General features: G+C 63.5%; 18 protein-coding genes, 1 tRNA gene and 1 pseudogene. 12 read left to right on the top strand and 8 right to left on the bottom strand.

All coding sequences use genetic code 11. The features are described from left to right. Positions 1-7: 7 nt before the first annotated feature. From C1T17_RS05040 to C1T17_RS05020, 5 genes and pseudogenes are all read right to left on the bottom strand, one after another. Entirely contained in the window at positions 8-1,138 is a 1,131-nt protein-coding gene (locus C1T17_RS05040; protein WP_223262805.1) for a DUF3363 domain-containing protein, read from the bottom strand. Between the two features lie 40 nt (positions 1,139-1,178). Further along, positions 1,179-1,259, bottom strand: a pseudogene (locus C1T17_RS05035) (arsenate reductase); the annotation flags it as partial. Between the two features lie 9 nt (positions 1,260-1,268). Beyond that, the gene (locus C1T17_RS05030) at positions 1,269-1,601 is read right to left on the bottom strand and encodes an ArsR/SmtB family transcription factor (RefSeq protein ID WP_104952499.1); all 333 of its coding nucleotides are present in this window, start codon (positions 1,599-1,601) and stop codon (positions 1,269-1,271) included. Positions 1,602-1,720: 119 nt separating this feature from the next. Continuing rightward, positions 1,721-2,956 carry a tyrosine-type recombinase/integrase gene (locus C1T17_RS05025; protein ID WP_104952498.1) on the bottom strand — a complete coding sequence of 412 codons (1,236 nt, stop codon included), beginning with the start codon at positions 2,954-2,956 and terminating at the stop codon, positions 1,721-1,723. A 177-nt stretch (positions 2,957-3,133) separates the two neighbouring features. Beyond that, positions 3,134-3,220, bottom strand: a tRNA-Leu gene (locus tag C1T17_RS05020). A gap of 172 nt (positions 3,221-3,392) precedes the next feature. Here C1T17_RS05020 and C1T17_RS05015 point away from each other — a divergent pair. From C1T17_RS05015 to gltB, 5 genes are all read left to right on the top strand, one after another. Then, positions 3,393-4,316: a complex I NDUFA9 subunit family protein gene (locus C1T17_RS05015; protein ID WP_104955010.1), complete on the top strand. Its 924-nt coding sequence runs from the start codon at positions 3,393-3,395 to the stop codon at positions 4,314-4,316. A 28-nt stretch (positions 4,317-4,344) separates the two neighbouring features. Beyond that, the gene (locus C1T17_RS05010; RefSeq protein ID WP_104952497.1) at positions 4,345-5,154 is read left to right on the top strand and encodes an undecaprenyl-diphosphate phosphatase; all 810 of its coding nucleotides are present in this window, start codon (positions 4,345-4,347) and stop codon (positions 5,152-5,154) included. A 172-nt stretch (positions 5,155-5,326) separates the two neighbouring features. After that, positions 5,327-6,790, top strand: coding sequence for an NAD(P)-dependent oxidoreductase (locus C1T17_RS05005; protein ID WP_104952496.1), 1,464 nt, complete (start codon positions 5,327-5,329; stop codon positions 6,788-6,790). Continuing rightward, positions 6,787-7,539 carry a DUF2059 domain-containing protein gene (locus C1T17_RS05000; protein ID WP_223262804.1) on the top strand — a complete coding sequence of 251 codons (753 nt, stop codon included), beginning with the start codon at positions 6,787-6,789 and terminating at the stop codon, positions 7,537-7,539. Before C1T17_RS05005 ends, C1T17_RS05000 begins: the two co-directional genes overlap by 4 nt. Next, positions 7,539-12,056, top strand: a complete 4,518-nt coding sequence (gene gltB / locus C1T17_RS04995; protein ID WP_104955008.1) for a glutamate synthase large subunit — start codon at positions 7,539-7,541, stop codon at positions 12,054-12,056. The genes C1T17_RS05000 and gltB overlap by 1 nt, the downstream gene beginning before the upstream one ends. Before the next feature lie 152 nt (positions 12,057-12,208). On the opposite strand, the gene C1T17_RS04990 is transcribed toward gltB, so the two are convergent. Then, positions 12,209-13,405, bottom strand: a complete 1,197-nt coding sequence (locus C1T17_RS04990) for a phospholipase D-like domain-containing protein (RefSeq protein ID WP_104955007.1) — start codon at positions 13,403-13,405, stop codon at positions 12,209-12,211. 150 nt (positions 13,406-13,555) lie between these two features. Between C1T17_RS04990 and rpoZ the strand changes: the two genes are divergently transcribed. Continuing rightward, entirely contained in the window at positions 13,556-13,900 is a 345-nt protein-coding gene (gene rpoZ / locus C1T17_RS04985; protein WP_104952495.1) for a DNA-directed RNA polymerase subunit omega, read from the top strand. 111 nt (positions 13,901-14,011) lie between these two features. Here the strand turns inward: rpoZ and C1T17_RS04980 are convergent, their stop codons facing one another. Then, entirely contained in the window at positions 14,012-14,329 is a 318-nt protein-coding gene (locus C1T17_RS04980) for a 2Fe-2S iron-sulfur cluster-binding protein (protein ID WP_104952494.1), read from the bottom strand. A gap of 103 nt (positions 14,330-14,432) precedes the next feature. Here C1T17_RS04980 and C1T17_RS04975 point away from each other — a divergent pair, with 103 nt between their 5' ends. Continuing rightward, complete coding sequence (locus C1T17_RS04975) at positions 14,433-15,059, top strand: DNA-3-methyladenine glycosylase family protein (protein WP_104952493.1); 627 nt, start codon at positions 14,433-14,435, stop codon at positions 15,057-15,059. A gap of 71 nt (positions 15,060-15,130) precedes the next feature. After that, positions 15,131-15,382 (top strand): DUF2188 domain-containing protein, encoded by a 252-nt coding sequence (locus tag C1T17_RS04970; protein WP_104955006.1) that lies wholly within the window; start codon positions 15,131-15,133, stop codon positions 15,380-15,382. A 3-nt stretch (positions 15,383-15,385) separates the two neighbouring features. On the opposite strand, the gene C1T17_RS04965 is transcribed toward C1T17_RS04970, so the two are convergent. Then, positions 15,386-15,673, bottom strand: a complete 288-nt coding sequence (locus C1T17_RS04965; protein ID WP_104952492.1) for a 4a-hydroxytetrahydrobiopterin dehydratase — start codon at positions 15,671-15,673, stop codon at positions 15,386-15,388. 71 nt (positions 15,674-15,744) lie between these two features. On the opposite strand from C1T17_RS04965, the gene C1T17_RS04960 reads away from it, so the two are divergent. The 4 genes from C1T17_RS04960 to C1T17_RS04945 all read left to right on the top strand — a co-directional run bounded on the left by C1T17_RS04960 (position 15,745) and on the right by C1T17_RS04945 (position 17,765). After that, complete coding sequence (locus tag C1T17_RS04960) at positions 15,745-16,152, top strand: metallopeptidase family protein (protein ID WP_104952491.1); 408 nt, start codon at positions 15,745-15,747, stop codon at positions 16,150-16,152. Then, positions 16,149-16,751 (top strand): heme ABC exporter ATP-binding protein CcmA, encoded by a 603-nt coding sequence (gene ccmA, locus C1T17_RS04955; protein ID WP_104952490.1) that lies wholly within the window; start codon positions 16,149-16,151, stop codon positions 16,749-16,751. Before C1T17_RS04960 ends, ccmA begins: the two co-directional genes overlap by 4 nt. Next, entirely contained in the window at positions 16,748-17,395 is a 648-nt protein-coding gene (locus C1T17_RS04950) for a heme exporter protein CcmB (RefSeq protein WP_104952489.1), read from the top strand. Before ccmA ends, C1T17_RS04950 begins: the two co-directional genes overlap by 4 nt. Positions 17,396-17,474: 79 nt before the next feature. Then, positions 17,475-17,765 carry a hypothetical protein gene (locus C1T17_RS04945; RefSeq protein ID WP_104952488.1) on the top strand — a complete coding sequence of 97 codons (291 nt, stop codon included), beginning with the start codon at positions 17,475-17,477 and terminating at the stop codon, positions 17,763-17,765. Positions 17,766-18,090 lie beyond the last annotated feature (325 nt).

The following is an 18,090-nucleotide window of genomic DNA, read 5'->3' as shown; positions in this document are numbered from 1 at the left end:
GCTGACCTTAGCCGATAGTCGGCCCAGAGCGCCCTCTCCCGAACTGCCAGTTGATGCCGTCACTGCGCAGGATGCCGGATGCCGATTTGCCGATATTGCGTTCAAGCACATCGCGCCAGGGCACGAGTGTGAAATCCCGCGACCGTTCGACCAGCGCATAACTGCCGCTTTCCAGATCGACACGACGCGCGATCACACCCTCGACACGCTCGCCCATTCGGGCCGGTTCGAACGGCTTGCCGAACCGGTCGGCGAGGCCTGCTGCGGCGCCACGCAATTCTCGTTCGCGCAGCGTCTCGACCGCACCATCGCGCATCCGAAAAGTCCCGTGCTCGCCGGTGGCAAGTCGCTGCTCGATCAGCCATTGCCGCCGGGCCGCGAGCGCCGTCCTGACCTCGCGGCCAAAACCGACGTCGCGCGGGGCGAGCGCAGAACCTTCAATTGCACGGTCGAGCCAAGTCGGGGCATCCCTCGAAGCAAGTTCGGCGACAGGCGTGCGGGACAGCACCGACAGCGTCACCGGCCGATTACGCTGCTGGCGGTGGGCAAAAGCTTCCGCCTTCGCCAGATGATTATCTGCAACAGCCCAGCTTCCGTCCGGCAACCGCTCGGGACCGTTACCGTCGCGCCGCATCGCCTCCAGCCTGCGGACGTGGCTGGTCGCGAATGCCTCGCTGGCATTGGGATCGTGCGCCAAATGCAGGTCGACCGAATAGCGGCCGCCATTCGCGTGGGCGATGGCAGCGACCGTGCGATCCGCCTGGGTCGCCGACAGCCTTTTGGGCTCGATCCTGACCGTCGCGCCTTCGGGCACACCGGGCGTCCCGTCGCCACGCCCAACATCGACATAATGGACGCGGCCGTCGGTACCATCGATCATCAGGAAATGGCGATCGCGATGCTCGTCGGAAAATCCACGATGGATCACGCGGCCGACGATCGGTTCGGAGAGGTTGGTAGAGACCACCTGCTCGACCCCGGCGCGGTCAAGCCTGCGTGCGCTCAATTCGCGCTGCATGAGGCGGACGATGTCGCCGCGCTCGCCCATCCGGCGCAGCGTGTCCTCCAGCCCCGCCGCAAGCCGGTAGCGGCCGCCGCCGATATCCTCGGCCAAGTCCATGACCTTGAGCTTGCGCAAGCGTCCCGTCGCGACCGACTGCTGGAGGGGATCGTTGTCGGCCGGGGTTCTGAATCATCGCCAGCGTGTTGCGCGACGTCCCGCACTCGGGGTTGTGATAGATGATGATATCGACGGTCATGGAAGGCCTTCAGCAGCAGGGGGTGAGCTCGGCGATCAGCGGCTCGCAAAGCTCCGCCTTACCGCCGCAGCAGTCCTTCACGAGAAACAGGGTGAGCGCCTTCAACTGATCGAGATCGGCGCGGTAGTTGATGACGCGGCTGCGCCGCTCGGACCGGATCAGCCCGGCGCGCGCCAGGGTAGCGAGATGCACCGACATGGTGTTCTGCGGCACGTCGAGCGCCTTCGCGACCTCGCCGGCTGCAAGGCCTTCGGGCTCATGCCGAACAAGCAGTCGAAACGCGTCGAGGCGGGTCGACTGCGCCAATGCACCGAGTATCGTGATAGCCGAATCGTTATCCATATATCTAGGATAACGGATATATTGTGTACCGCAATGGTCCGGTTGGGCGCTCCGGTAGGCCGGTCGATGAGGCAAAGAAAGAAATGAAGCGCCGCACAGCGACGGCGCTTCAAGATCAGTCAGGCTTTTGTCTGTAGCCTGGCGGCCCGGAAGTCGGGTCGGAGGACCTTCCCACCGTCGCGCAGCAGATCAAGATGATCCGACCAGTGCTGCATCATTTCGACGCGCTCATCCCAATATTCGCCGCGCGCATAAGCGCGCCGGACCTGGTTGGTGTCGACATGGGCGAGCTGGCGCTCAATAGCGTCAGGGTTCCATTCGCCCATCTCGTTGAGCAGCGTCGCGGCCATCGCCCGGAAGCCATGCGCGGTCATCTGGTCGGTCGTGTAGCCGAGCTTGCGCAGACCTTGGTTGACGGCATTCTCCGACATCGCCTTGCGCGGCTTGCCGAGGCACGGGAACAGGTATTTCCACCAGTGCGTGTGCTCGTGAAGCTCTTTGAGCATCGCGATCACCTGCCGTGACAGCGGCACCCGGTGCGGCCGTCGCATCTTCATGCGCTCCGCAGGGATGAACCAGATTGCCTCGTCGAAATCGATATCGGTCCATTCGGCCTGCCTCAGCTCGCCGGGCCGAAGCAGCACATGTGGGGAGAGCCGCATTGCCATGACGGTGACCTTGTGGCCGCTATAGCCGTCAATGGCCCGGAGCAAAGCGCCGACCTCGGAAGGCCGCGTGATGGCCGCGAAATGCTTGACCTTGGGCACGGCGATCGCGCCGCGAAGATCGGCCGCGACGTCCTTGTCGCATCGTACGGTCGCGACGCCATAGCGAAACACCCGGCTCAGGACGCTGCGCATGCGGCGCGCACTTTCGTACGCGCCGGTCGCCTCGACCTTGCGAAGGACAGCGAGCGCCTCGTGCGGTGTGATCTGCGCGATCGGGATCGTGCCGATCAAGGGATAAGCCTTGGCGAGAAGCCAGCGGATCTTGTCGACGGTCACCGGCGCGAGACCGTCGCGCTCGCATTTGACGAGCCATTCCTCGGCGACCGCCTCGAAGGTGTTGGCAGCGGCGTACTTCGCAGCGATCCGTGCGCGCTTTTTCTCCAGCGCCGGATCGATCCCTTCGGCAATCTTTCTCTTGGCCTCGTCGCGCCGAACACGCGCTTCAGCGAGGCTTATGGTTGGCCACCCGCCGAGATGAAGCTTCTTCTGCTTGTCTAGGAAGCGGTAGTTGAAGCGCCATAGCTTCGAGCCGTTGGGCTGGATGACGAGATAGAGGTTTTGAGAATCGGTTAGGTTCCAGGCCTTCGCTCTCGGCTTGGCGGCATTGATCTGGATGTAGGTCAGCATGGTCGTTTTCCCAGCAAGGCCGGGTCGATCCGAGGGTACCAAAAAGAGCAGCATTTTGTGGTCGCTGCTGGTGCCCTTAGCCGGATTTCGCCGGACGGTGTCTGGCGATTCTCGGTCAAGAAATGCTGTGAAACCAGCCGCTTACTGGACTTATCTGGACGCTGCCAGAGCCAGTAGTGGTGCCCAGAAGAGGACTCGAACCTCCACGACCTTGCGATCGCCAGCACCTGAAGCTGGTGCGTCTACCAATTCCGCCATCTGGGCACGGGGTAGGCAGCGGCGGATAGTCGCAGGCCGGGAGGGTGTCAATTGCTTCCCCACATTTTTTGCGGCGCTATATTTTTGCAGGATGGCATCGACGCGGTTGTCTCCCGCGCGCCGGTGGGGCAAGGGAAAGGCTGATATTCCCTTTTCGCTTTTGGTGGCGGAGTTCCTCATGGAAAACAGGCTGGTTACGATTTTCGGCGGCGGCGGCTTTCTGGGCCGCTATGTGGCGCAGGAGCTGCTCGCACGCGGCGCGCGCATCCGCGTTGCGGAGCGCAATCCGGGTAATGCGCTGCGGATCAAGCCGCTGGGCGGACTTGGCCAGACGCAGCTTATGTCGGCGGACATCACTAAGCCGGCCAGCGTGGCGCGCGCCGTCGCGGGGGCCGACGTGGTGGTCAATCTGGTCGGGATATTGAGCGGCGCGTTCGACCGCGTTCACCGGGAGGGCGCGGAAACGGTAGCCAAGGCGGCCACTGCGGCAGGTGTGGGAAGCCTTGTCCATGTATCGGCGATCGGCGCGGACGCCGACAGTGCATCGGCTTATGGACGGAGCAAGGGCCAAGGCGAAGCAGCGGTGCGGGCCGCCTTGCCGCAATCCATTATCGTGCGGCCTTCGATCGTGTTCGGACGCGAAGATCAGTTCCTCAATCGCTTTGCGCAGTTGATCCGAATGGCACCGGTTGTGCCGGTGATAAGCGGGCAAACCAAGTTCCAGCCCGTCTATGCCGTCGATGTGGCGCGGGCGATAGCGACGCTGGCTCTCGACGCCAGCCAAAATGGCAAGACGTTCGAACTGGGCGGGCCGGAAGTGCTGACGATGGAGGAGATCAATCGCTGGGTCGCGGATGCCATCGGCCGCAAGAAGCTGTTCGTGGATGTACCCGCGCCTGCGGCCTCGGCGCTTGCGATGCTGCCGGGCGGACCGATCACCAGCGACCAGCTCAAGATGCTGGGCCGCGACAATGTGGTCGCGCCGGGCGCCGCGGGCTTTGCGGAACTTGGCATCACGCCCACGCCCATCGCGGCGGTGGCTGATGGCTGGCTGGTGAAATACCGGCGGCACGGGCGCTTTGCCGGACGTGCGGAAGCCTGAACATCTGCGAAAAGGGACAAGCTGAACTGTGGCCACCGACCTTCTGACGGTCGTCCTTCTCGGCATTGTCGAGGGACTGACCGAGTTCCTGCCCGTGTCCTCGACGGGGCATCTCATCCTTGCCAGCGAGTTGATGGGATATGATGCGCAGCAATGGGCCATGTTCAATGTGGTCATTCAGCTGGGCGCGATATTGGCGGTCGTGGTGCTGTACTGGCGCACATTCTGGGCCGTGGCGGTGGGGCTGATCCAGGGGAACCCCGTATCCTGGCGCTTCCTGCGCAACCTTGTGGTGGCGTTCATTCCCGCGGCCGTGATCGGGCTGCTGCTTCACCATCAGATCGAAGCATTGCTGGGATCGCCGAAGACGGTCGCGGTGGCCCTGATCGTCGGAGGCGTCGCGATCCTGATAATCGAACGCCTGATACGATCCGCCAATATCGTGGGGATCGCCGAGATACCGCTAGTCCGCGTCATTGGGATCGGCTTCATCCAGTGCATATCGATGATCCCCGGCGTCAGCCGGTCCGGCGCGACGATCATGGGCGCATTGTCGCTAGGGGTGGAGCGCAGGACAGCGGCGGAGTTCAGTTTCTTCCTGGCGATTCCGACGATGCTGGGGGCGACAGTTCTGGAACTGGCCGACAAGCGCGCGCTCGTAATGTCGGGCGGGATCAACTGGACCGATATCGCCATCGGCTTCGTGGTCGCCTTCATCGTGGCCGTGCTGGTCATCAAGTGGTTCGTGGGGATCGTATCGCGCCACGGTTTCACGCCTTTTGCCTGGTATCGAATCGTGGCAGGGAGTGCCGCTTTGATCTGGCTTTTCCTACGATAGGTCCACATCGGCCACTTAGGTTGAAATATTATTGCGGGGATTGTCGGCCTCCGCCCGGAAAGACGCCATAATAGGTAACATAAACTGACCTAAATGCCAAAAAGCCCGTGACTTCAGGCTTTGGCCATTATATTGCGTCTCCGTCGCCGATGGTGGTGGTGGAGCACAAATTATGGCTGAAACGCCCATGCTGAAGTTCGTCATCAAGGGGCAGCAATACCCCGACAAGCGCGCGGCGGATACGCGTGCGACGGATTTCAACGAAATCAGCACCAGCTTTCCGGTGCCGGACGCGGAGGAGCAGGCTTCGCGCTGTTCGCAGTGCGGCGTGCCCTATTGCTCGACGCATTGCCCCTTGCACAACCACATCCCCGACTGGCTGCGGCTGACGGCGGAGGGGCGGCTGCGCGAAGCCTATGAATTGTCGAACGCGACGTCGACGATGCCGGAGATTTGCGGGCGCATCTGTCCGCAGGATCGTCTGTGCGAAGGCAATTGCGTGATCGAGTTTTCCGGCCATGGCGCAGTCACGATCGGGAGCGTCGAAAAGTTCATCACGGATACCGCGTGGAAGGAAGGCTGGGTTGAGCCGCTGGTCCCAGGCAAGCCCCGCGGGCAGTCGGTGGGCGTGATCGGCGCGGGACCGGCGGGGCTGACGACGGCGGAATATCTGCGCGCTGCGGGGTATGAGGTGCATGTCTATGACCGTCATGATCGCGCGGGCGGATTGCTGACATACGGGATTCCAGGCTTCAAGCTGGAGAAGGACGTGGTGATGCGTCGCGTCAACCGGCTGAAGGATGGCGGGATCATCTTCCACGAAGGCTTCGAAGTCGGTCGTGATGCGACCATGGACGAACTGCGCGAGCGTCATGACGCGATCCTGATCGCGACCGGCGTATATAAAGCGCGCGACATTCGTGCGCCGGGGATCGGCGCGCAGGGTGTCGTGAAGGCGCTCGATTTCCTCACGGCATCCAATCGCGCGAGCTTTGGCGATGCCGTTCCCGAGCATGAAGATGGCACGCTGCACGCGGCGGGCAAGCATGTGGTGGTGATCGGCGGCGGCGACACGGCGATGGACTGCGTGCGGACGGCCATTCGCCAGGGCGCGAAGTCGGTGAAGTGCCTGTATCGCCGCGACCGGGAGAATATGCCGGGATCGCAGCGCGAAGTCGCCAATGCCGAGGAAGAAGGCGTCGAGTTCGTCTGGCTCTCCGCGCCCATCGCATTCGAGGGGACCGAGCATGTGAGCGGCGTCAAGGTGACGGGCATGCGGCTGGGCCAGCCCGATGCGTCGGGCCGCCGTGCGCCGGAGCCTGATCCGGGCAGCGAATACAGCATCGAGGCGGATCTGGTCATCAAGGCTTTGGGCTTCGATCCCGAAGACCTGCCCAAGATGTTTGGGGCGGACGAGTTGTCGGTGACGCGCTGGGGTACGCTGCGGGTCGATCACAAGTCTATGATGACATCGATGGACGGCGTGTTCGCGGCGGGTGATATCGTGCGCGGCGCATCGCTGGTGGTGTGGGCGATCCGCGATGGACGCGATGTTACCGACCATATGCACAAATATCTGAAGGCCAAGGCGCGCGCGAAGGCGAGTGCCGAAGTCAGCGGGCGGGTCGCGGCATGATGCGGCGTCTGGCTCTCGCGCTTCCGCTATTGCTGCTGTCTGCGCCGCTCGGGGCGCAGGTTGCGCCGCTCGGGGCGCAGGTTGCGCCTGCGGCGTCCGTCAGTGGCGGGCTTGCGCCGGTCAACCCAGCGTTGCTGGCGAAGGCGCGTCCGGTTGCCGCGATCATCCTGCCCGATGGAACGATGGAAAGGATGATGGGGCCGATGATGCAGAAGATCATGGGCCCGATGATGGACAGCATTACCGAAATGCCCGTTCGCGAATTGCTCAAGGCCGGCGGAATGGATGCGGTGGAAGCCGACAAGCTGAATCCCGCCACGATCAATGAGATCATGGCGATCATGGACCCCAACTTTCGCAAGCGCATGGATATCATGACGAACAGCATGATGCCTGCCATCGGGCAGTTTATGGGCCGTTTCGAACCGGACATGCGCGAAGGCATGGCCGAGGCGTTCGCCAGCCGTTACGACGCGGCGGAACTGGATCAGATCAACGCGTTCATGAAAACGCCAGCCGGGGCCAAGTTCGGCAGCGGCTTCATGGAGCTGGCCACCGACCCGCATTATATCGGCAAGGTCCAGACCATGATCCCCGCCATGATGCAGGCGATGCCAGAGATTATGAAGAAATCGATGGCCCAAATGGAAGCGCTGCCCAAGCCGCGCACCTACAACGATCTAACCCCAGCCGAACGCAAGCGCCTTGAGGCGCTCATCGGCGCAGACGCAAAGAAGGTCGCACAATGATGGACCATATGGAATCCGAACGTCTTCGCATCGCGCAGGAGGGCATGTATCGTCCCGAGTTCGAAGGCGATGCCTGTGGTGTAGGCCTTGTTGCGGCGACGGATGGCAAGCCAAGCCGGCGCGTGGTCGCCTCGGCGATCGATGCGTTGAAGGCCGTGTGGCACCGTGGGGCCGTGGATGCCGATGGGAAGACCGGCGATGGCGCGGGGATTCATGTCGATTTGCCGGTGCGGTTCTTCGACGATGCGATTGCGGATAGCGGGCATAAGCCACTGCCGAACCGCTTGGCTGTCGGCATGGTGTTCCTGCCGCGGACCGATCTGTCGGCGCAGGAGACGTGCCGCACCATTGTCGAGAGCGAGATCATCGACGCGGGGTACAAGATTTATGGCTGGCGGCAGGTGCCGGTCGACGTCTCCGTAATCGGCGAGAAGGCGCAGCGGACGCGGCCCGAGATCGAGCAGATCATGATCGCCGGGCCGATGCCCGAGGAACGCGATGTTGGGGAATTCGAGAAGGATCTTTACCTGATCCGCCGCCGGATCGAGAAGAAGGTCGTCGCGGCGCAGATTAACGATTTCTATGTCTGTTCGCTCTCGTGCCGGTCGATCATCTACAAGGGGCTGTTCCTCGCGGAATCGCTGTCGGTCTTCTATCCCGACTTGCAGGACGAGCGATTCGAGAGCCGCGTCGCGATCTTCCATCAGCGTTATTCGACCAACACCTTTCCGCAGTGGTGGCTGGCGCAGCCGTTCCGTACCTTGGCGCACAATGGCGAGATCAACACGATCCGCGGCAACAAGAACTGGATGAAGAGCCACGAGATCAAGATGGCGTCGCTGGCCTTCGGCGAGCAGTCCGAGGACATCAAGCCGGTGATCCCGGCGGGCGCGTCCGACACGGCGGCGCTGGACGCCGTGTTCGAGGCGATCTGCCGCGCCGGCCGCGACGCGCCGACCGCGAAGATCATGCTGGTGCCCGAAGCGTGGCAGTCGGCGGATACGCCCGAATCGCATCTGCATATGTACAACTATCTGGCGTCGGTCATGGAGCCGTGGGACGGTCCCGCTGCGCTGGCGATGACCGATGGCCGCTGGGTCGTGGCGGGCGTCGACCGTAATGCGCTACGTCCGTTGCGCTACACGCTGACGTCGGACAATCTGCTGATCGTCGGATCGGAAACCGGCATGGTCGTGGTTCCCGAAACCACGGTCGTCAGCAAGGGCCGCATGGGTCCGGGCGAGATGCTTGCGATCGATCTGGCCGAGGGCGAATTGTATTTCGACCGGCAGATCAAGGACCGTATCGCGGCGGAGCGGCCCTATGCCGATTACGTCAAGGACTTCCTGTTCGCGAAGGACTTGCCCGCCCCTGCCCCCGATTCGCTGTGCGCATGGGACAAAGCGGAGCTGACGCGGCGGCAGGTCGCGGCGAACATGACGCTGGAGGATCTGGAACTGATCCTGGCGCCGATGGTCGAGGACGCGAAGGAAGCCATCGGATCGATGGGCGACGACACGCCGCTCGCCGTGATTTCCGGCATTCCGCGCACCGTCAGCCATTTCTTCCGGCAGAACTTCAGTCAGGTCACCAATCCACCGATCGATCCGCTGCGCGAGCGGCATGTGATGAGCCTGAAGACGCGCTTCTCCAACCTGTCGAACATTCTTGAAGAAGACAAGCAGCAGGGCCGTGTGCTGGTGCTGGATTCGCCGGTGCTGACCTGCGCGTCATGGACGCAGTTGAAGGGGCACTTCGGCGCGGCGGTTGCGGAGATCGACTGCACCTTCCCGGCGGAAGGTGGCCAGGAGCAATTACGCGCGGCAATCGAACGCATTCGCGAGGAAGCGGAGCAGGCCGTGCGTGAGGGGCGGACCGAACTGTTCCTGACCGACGAGAAGATCGACGCGGAGCGCGTCGGCATCGCGATGGTGCTGGCGGCGGCGGCGGTGCACACGCATCTGGTGCGCAAGGGGCTGCGGTCCTATGCGTCGATCAATGTGCGGTCGGCCGAATGCCTCGACACGCATTATTTCGCGGTGCTGATCGGTGTCGGCGCGACGACGGTGAATGCCTATCTGGCCGAAGCGGGTATTGCCGACCGGCATGCGCGCGGGTTGTTTGATGGCATCACGCTCAATGAAGCGATCGAGCGGTATCAGACGGCGATCTGCGAAGGCTTGCTGAAGATCATGTCCAAGATGGGCATTGCGGTCATCAGCTCCTATCGCGGCGGCTATAACTTCGAAGCGGTGGGCTTGTCGCGCGCGCTGGTGAACGATCTGTTCCCCGGCATGCCGTCCAAAATTTCCGGCGAGGGCTATGCGTCGCTGCACTATTCCGCGATCCTGCGGCATGAGGCGGCGTATGACAGCGCAGTCGTGAAACTGCCGATCGGCGGCTTCTATCGTCAGCGCAATGGCGGGGAGAGCCACGCCTATTCTGCGCAGTTGATGCACCTGTTGCAGACCGCGGTCGCGACCGACAGCTACTCCAGCTACCTGCAATTCTCGCGCGGCGTGAAGGACTTGCCGCCGGTGTATCTGCGCGACTTGCTGGAGTTCAATTTCGCCCGCGAAGCCGTACCGATCGACGAGGTTGAGGCGACCACGGAGATCCGCAAGCGCTTCGTGACGCCGGGCATGTCGCTGGGCGCGCTGTCGCCCGAAGCGCATGAGACGCTGGCGATTGCGATGAACCGGATCGGTGCGAAAGCGGTGAGCGGCGAAGGCGGCGAGGACGCGAACCGCTTCAAGCCCTATGCGAATGGCGACAATGCCAATTCCGTCATCAAGCAGATCGCGTCGGGGCGCTTTGGCGTGCATGCAGAATATCTGGGTGCGGCCGAAGAGCTGGAGATCAAGGTCGCGCAGGGTGCGAAGCCCGGCGAAGGCGGACAGCTTCCGGGTTTCAAGGTCACCGAGTTCATTGCCAAGCTGCGGCATTCGACGCCCGGCGTGACGCTGATTTCGCCGCCGCCGCATCACGACATCTATTCGATCGAGGATCTGGCGCAGCTTATCTACGATTTGAAGCAGATCAATCCGCGCGCGCGGGTGTGCGTGAAGCTGGTGAGCCAGGCCGGGATCGGCACGGTCGCGGCGGGCGTGGCGAAGGCGCATGCGGACGTGATCCTGATCGCGGGCCATGTCGGCGGCACCGGCGCATCGCCGCAGACCAGCATCAAATATGCCGGAACGCCTTGGGAAATGGGGCTGTCGGAAGCCAATCAGGTGCTGACGCTGAATGGCCTGCGCCACAAGGTGCGGTTGCGGACAGACGGTGGCCTGAAGACCGGGCGCGACATCGTGATCGCGGCGATACTGGGTGCCGAAGAGTTCGGCATCGGCACGCTGAGCCTCGTCGCGATGGGGTGCATCATGGTGCGGCAGTGCCATAGCAACACCTGCCCCGTAGGCGTGTGCGTGCAGGACCAGCGGTTGCGCGACAAGTTCACGGGGACGCCGGAGAAGGTCATCAACCTGATGACCTTCATCGCCGAGGAAGTGCGCGAGATATTGGCGCGGCTGGGCTTCCGGAGCCTCGACGAAGTCGTCGGGCGGACGGAGTTGCTGAAGCAGGTGAGCCGGGGTGCCGAGCATCTCGACGATCTGGATCTCAACCCGATCCTCGCCAAGGTCGATGCGACCGATGCCGAGCGGCGCTTCAGCCTTGCGACGTTCCGCAACGATGTGCCGGATAGCCTCGACGCGCAGATGCTCAAGGACGCCAAGGCCGTATTCGAGCGCGGCGAGAAGATGCAGCTGACCTACACGGTGCGGAATACGCATCGTGCGGTGGGCACGCGGTTGTCGTCCGAGATCACCAGCAAGTACGGGATGACCGCGCTGAACGACGGGCATCTGACGGTGCGGTTGCGCGGATCGGCGGGGCAGTCGCTGGGGGCGTTCCTGTGCAAGGGCATTACGCTCGAAGTGTTCGGCGACGCCAACGACTATGTCGGCAAGGGGTTGTCGGGTGGCATCATCGCGGTGCGCCCGATGGTGAGTTCGCCGCTGGTGACGAAGGACAATACGATCATCGGCAACACGGTGCTGTACGGCGCAACGGCGGGCAAGCTGTTCGCGGCGGGTCAGGCGGGCGAGCGGTTCGCGGTGCGTAACTCCGGCGCGCAGGTCGTGGTCGAAGGCTGCGGCGCGAATGGCTGCGAATATATGACGGGCGGTACGGCAGTCATACTGGGTCGGACCGGCGCGAACTTCGGCGCGGGCATGACCGGCGGCATGGCGTTCATACTGGACGAGGATGCGAGCTTTGCCGCCCGGGCCAATCCCGAGAGCATCGTGTGGCAGCGGCTGGACAGCGCGCATTGGGAAGCGGTGCTTAAGGTACTGATCGCCGAACATGCGGTGCGCACAGATAGCCGCTGGGCGCATACGGTGCTGGACGATTGGGATCGCTGGCGCGGGCATTTCTGGCAGGTGTGCCCGAAGGAAATGCTCAAGCGGCTGGAGCACCCGCTGAGCGATGCGGAGACGGCGGTGGCGGCGGAGTAGGCGTTCCCTACTTCCGTTCGCCCTGAGCGAAGTGGAGGGGTCGTGCCGAGCGATAGCGAGGCCCCTTCGACTTCGCTCAGGGGAGGGCTTCGACTTCGCTCTCCTGAGCCTGTCGAAGGGCTGAACGGAAGTAGGTCAGCATCCTCTCCGTTTCAATCCGCGTCGGGGTTGCGGAAGTTCAAGTGGCGGGTGACGGTGTAGTCCGCGATGCCGACGATCAGGTAGCTGATCCAGCCCTTCAATAGCACGAGGGGGCCGCGGCGGGCGGCGTAGACTTCGGGCGTGATGGCTGTGCTTTCCTGCTGGCGGCGGTCGACCAGCGTGCGGATCTGCGCGGCGAAAGACGCGTCCTCGATCCGCAGCATCAGTTCGAGGTTCAGGAACAGGCTGCGCATGTCGAAATTGGCCGAGCCGATATAGACGGCGTCGTCGATGACGATGAGCTTCATGTGCAGCTTGCAGGGCTGATATTCGTAGATCTTCACGCCACGTTTCAGCAGCGGGCCGTAAAGCAGGCGCGCGGCGGCAATGGTCGCGCCATTGTCCGACTTGGCGGGCAGGATGAGGCGCGCGCCCTTGCGCCGTGCCAGCCGCCAGATGCGCCGCAACATGCCGCGTCCGGGCGAGAAATAGGCTTCGATCATGTCGATGCGCGTGCCGTTGTCGAGGTCGTGCTTCACCACCTGCGCCCAGGGGGAGAGCCTGCGCGTCGGGCCGCCGATCAGCCAGTGAAATGCCGATGGCGCAGACACCGGCCGGGGTCGTCGCCATCGCCTGACGAGGGTGCGCAGGACGCGGAAGCTTTGTTTCCGGGTCTTCGTCCAGCGCCAGAGTTGTCTGTACCAGCGCACCATGGCGGCGACCTCCGGCCCCTCCAGGAACAGGCCGATATCGCGCCAGCAATTGTCCTCCGGTATGCCGAAATAAGCGTCGCCCACGTTGAACCCGCCCATCAACAATCGTGCGTCGTCGGCGATCGCAATCTTCTGATGATTGCGGATCAGGTAGCGAGTGGAGCGGCGCGCACCGAACCAGCCGAACTGTCCGCCCGCCGCGACCAGCGCGTCGAAGAAGCCGTTTTCCGCCGTTGCGCCGCCGAAAGCGTCCACCATCAGCGTCACCCTGACGCCGCGCCGCGCGGCGTGGATCAGGCGCGCCAGCACCATACGCCCGCTCTCATCGCTTTCGAAAATATAGTAGCAGAGCTTCAGGCTGGTCCGCGCGCCGTCGATCAGGTCGAGCAGTGCGGATCGGAGGTCCGGGCCATCCTCTATAACGGCGATGGTGTTGCCGGACAGCGTGGTCGTAATGACGCTCGCTTTCAGGCCGATCCTCGCTTCTTCTTCCATAAGCGAGTCTTGCGCTGTTTTCGCCACGCTGGCCATAGCGTTGCTTGCCCTCCCCCGCCGACGCCGTGCACGCGCCGTTTCATTGACTCATACGCGCTTCGCTGCTAGCGGTTCCGCTTTCCACCATAGACCACAGATTCAGGAGGCCCGATGGCCCGCGTTACCGTCGAAGATTGTGTCGACAAGGTTACCAACCGTTTCGACCTCGTCCTGCTTGCCGCGCAGCGCGCGCGGGAGATTTCGGGCGGCGCAGAACTGACGCTGGACCGCGACCGGGACAAGAACCCCGTCGTTGCCCTGCGCGAGATCGCGGAAGAAACCGTCCTTCCGCACGAATTGCATGATTCGCTGATCGGCAGCCTGCAGAAGGTGCAGATCGACGATGACGATACCCCCGATGAGATCGGTTCGCTGGCCCAGTCGGCCGAGGCGCTGCGCCTTACCGCCGCTGCGCCGCCGCGGAACCAGAACATCGGCGGAGATTATGACGGCTGAAACAGCCGCATGACGACAGCATCGGAGAGGATGCCAAAAAAGCCCGGCTGCATTACGATGCAGCCGGGCTTTTTAGTGGCGACATGAAGGATCGCGCCCCAAGGGCTGCGATCAGTCCTCAGGCGCGATGGTGACGCGCAGGCCGTCCAGTTCGTCCGACATGGTGATCTGACAGGACAAGCGGCTGGCTTCGGTGCGATGATCGGAACTGTCGAGCAGGTCGTTTTCATCTTCGCTCATGGCAGGCAGCGCGTCGGTGAAGGCCGGGTCGGCATAGACATGGCAAGTCGCGCAAGAGCAGCAGCCGCCGCACAATGCCAACAGCTCATCAAATCCATTGTCGCGGATCAATTCCATGACGGAGAGACCATTGTCTCCCTCGACGGCCGTCTCTTCGCCGCTACGGTTGACGACGATCAGCTTGGGCATATAGGCTCTCCATAAAGTCTTGTTGCGCCTATTGCGGTTGACGGCGGGGAAATCAAGTGTCGCGCGCATATAAGGTGCCTGCACGGCTGTAGGACAGAGTTAAATGGTAACTACGGCAGAGACGTTACGAAGCAGCCTGGAAGCGCTGGCGGGGATCGAGCCGGGGTTCGCAGCGGCACTGGAACGGGTCGGCTATCCGCAACCGCGGATGCGCGAGCCGGGTTATGAGACATTGTTGCGCACGATCGTCGGGCAGCAGGTGAGCGTCGCGGCGGCAGCTTCGGTATGGAACAAGCTGGAGGCGGAACTCGGCGCAGGATGTGCGCCGGAGACGTTGCTGGCCCGCGATCATGATGCGCTGCGTGCCTGCGGGCTGTCCCGGCAGAAGCAGGGCTATGCCCGCAGCCTCGCGGAGCTGGTGCTTTCGGGCGAACTGGACCTGCACGCGCTGCCGCAGGATGACGAGGAGGCGATAGCGCAACTGATTCTCGTGAAGGGCATCGGGCGATGGTCGGCGGAAATCTACCTGCTGTTCGCGGAAGGGCGGCCGGATATCTGGCCCGCCGGCGACCTTGCCGTGCAGATCGAAGTCGGGCGCATCCTTGGTTGGGCCGAGCGACCCAGCGAGAAGGCCGTGCGCGAGATCGCGGAGCGCTGGCGGCCGCATCGCGGGGCGGCGGCAGTGATGGCCTGGCACCACTATAACACGAAGATGGACGTGCTGGGTTGAGCGCCTGCTCTTGCCAAGGCGCGTGGACGCACCACCTTTAAGACATGTTATTATCATTTGAAGGTGCCGCCATGTCCCCGCCCACCAGTCTGCCCCCTGCCCGCTACATCGTCATGAACCATGACGGCGAATGGAAGATCAACCTCGACAACACGTACTACGGCCCCTTCAAGACCAAGGAGATCGCCGTGGACATGGCCGTCGACACCGCAAAGAAAGCGGGCGCGGCGGGCTATCCCGCTTCCGCCTTGCTGATGACGGGCACCGCGTTCGAACCGTTGTGGGTCAGCGAGAATGCCGGCAGCGACGCGGCGAAGGGTTGAACGTCAGGCCAGGGCGTTGATCTGCGTTGCCAGGTCAACGTCGCGCTGGGACACACCGCCAGCATCGTGAGTCGTCAGCAGGATATGCACGCGATTATAGACGTTGGACCATTCGGGGTGATGGTCCGCCTTTTCGGCAAGCAGTGCGACCTTTGTCATGAAGCCGAATGCCTCGACGAAGCTGGCAAAGGAAAATGTGCGGGAAATTCCGTCCGGTTCGGCCACCGGCGTCCATTCGGGCAAGTCGTTCAAAGCGATGGCGCGCAGGGCGTCATCCAGTTTCTCGATCATCTATAAGACATCCTGTTGGTGGGTGCGCCGCCTGGCTGGCGCTGGAGAAGATACTAATCTATGCCGCTGCGATGACGGATCAAGGTCACCAGGGGCTGATTGCGCCGGACGCGGCATTGATCGAGACGCTTGCCCTTTCCACATTGTCCCGCCTGCCACCGCCGTTCGACGCGTTCCTAAGCGATGTCGTGCTGTTTGTGGAGGATTTTGCCGAGGCCGCGGTGCTTCAGGAAATGGGGATCGAGGATCCGTTCGATCTGACTGGCCTGTATTCCGGGCGGCCCGTGGGCGTGGAGCCGCAGACGGGTGACTTGCCCGCGACGATCCAACTGTACCGCCGCCCTCTGCTGGACGAATGGGTGGAGACGGGCGTGTCGCTGGAGGCGCTGATTACCCATGTCGTCGTGCATGAAGTGGGGCATCATTTCGGCCTGTCCGATGATGACATGCATGCGCTGGAGGACCTAGGCGCACCATGAGCGCGGCATTGCGACTGTCTGGCGTGGCGTGCGTGCGCGGGGGGCGGATGCTGCTGACCGGCGTCGATCTTTCGCTTGGGGCGGGGGAATGCGCGGTGCTGCGCGGGCCGAATGGCACGGGCAAGTCGAGCCTGATCCGGGCGGTTGCGGGGTTGCTGCCGGTCTTTGCGGGGAGCGTGTCGCATGAGGGGGCGATGGCGCTGTGCGACGAGAATCTGGCGCTGGAGATGCAGGCGCCGTTAGCGCGGGCCTTGGGGTTCTGGGCGCGCGTCGATGGGGCTGCGGCGGGCGCGGTCGGCCATGCATTGGGGGCGATGGACCTGACGCGACTGGCGGACGTGCCGGTGCGGATGCTCTCGACCGGGCAGCGCAAGCGGGCGGTCTTGGCGCGGGTGCTGGCGAGCGGTGCGCCGATCTGGTTGCTGGATGAACCGAGCAATGGATTGGACGAGGGGTCGGTCGCATTGCTGGGCGCGGTGATGGCGCGGCATCTCGAGGCCGGAGGGATCATATTGGCGGCGTCGCATCAGGCGCTGCCTTTGCCGGGCGCCGTCGAAGTGGACGTGGCTGCCTATCGCCCGGTCGAGACAGAGGCATGAGCGCCCTGCCCGCCCTGATCGCGCGCGATGCGGCGCTGGCGTGGCGGTCGGGCGGATTGTGGCTGCCGGTCGCGTTTCTGCTGCTGGTGGCGGCGTTGTTTCCCTTTGCGGTGGGGCCGGATGCGGCGCTGCTGGCGCGGACCGGGGGCGGCATGCTGTGGATCGCGGCGCTGCTGGCGAGCCTGTTGCCGGTCGATCGGCTGGTCGCGCCGGATCGGGACAGCGGCGTGCTGGATCAACTGGTGCTGCGCGGGATTGGCGACGAGCTGATCGCGGTGGCCAAGCTGGTGGCGCACTGGCTGGGGTTCGGGCCGCCGTTGATGGTGGCGGTGGTGCCTGCGGCGGCGCTGCTGAAGCTGAACGGGGGCACGATTGCGACCTTGGAACTGGGGCTGTTGCTGGGTACGCCCGCGCTGGCGGCCTTGGGGCTAATGGTCAGCGCGCTGACGGCGGGGCTGCGGTCGAGCGGGGCGTTGGCAGGGTTGCTGGCGCTGCCGCTGGCGGTGCCGCTGCTGATCTTCGGCGCCGGATCGCTGGGGGATCATAGCGGGAGTGCGCTCAAGTTGCTCGCGGCCTGTTCGCTGTTGCTGGTGGGGATCACGCCATTCGCGGCGGGCGCGGCGATGCGCGCCGGGCGGGAGTAGGGCCGCGCGGGGCCGCAGCCTCTTGCGAAATCCGGCTAGTCGTGAAAGATTTGCCCCACGTCCGTGACGAGGTTGCGCGATGAGAATGTGGGCAAGGCACACTGACGGCACAAGTGGATGGCGGACGGCGCGGTGGGCGGCGATCGCTGCGCTTCTGCTGCTGCCGCTGATAGCCATGCAGTTCACCCGCGAAGTGGCGTGGGATGTGGCCGACTTTATCATGGCGGGCGGACTGCTGATCGGAGCCGAAGTGATCTATGAGATCGCAGCGGGCATGACGCGGGACAACACACAGCGAGTCGTGATCGGCGGGGCGCTGATGGCGGCGGTGGCCATCGTTTGGGCACAGAGCGCGGTCGGCATATTCTAGCGAGGGCGGTGTCGGCGCGACGTGATCCGCCTTAAGCGCGTTAGCGATAAGACCGGAGCCGCTGACTAGCTCAGATAAAATATGTTGGATTTGCTCCGGCAGGCGCACTGGCCCTGCTGATGGAAGAAGGATTACGGTCGGCGCGTCCTTGCCTCGGTCACCCAGGCTCGACGACTTGGTAGCCTATAGTTTCAGTATAAAGCGTCGAGGCTTTATGTTTTGGCGATCCGGCGGGTCTGCTGCTCCCTTTCGGGCATTTGGAGGCAATTACTGGTTGGCCGCTGACGCGACGCCCCTACAGTCCACGGTACCAGAAAGCCGGCAG

It is taken from the genome of Sphingobium sp. SCG-1, assembly GCF_002953135.1.
Taxonomy (GTDB): domain Bacteria; phylum Pseudomonadota; class Alphaproteobacteria; order Sphingomonadales; family Sphingomonadaceae; genus Sphingobium.
Note: the sequence above shows the minus strand (reverse complement) of the source record. Positions and strands in the feature narration are given on the sequence as shown.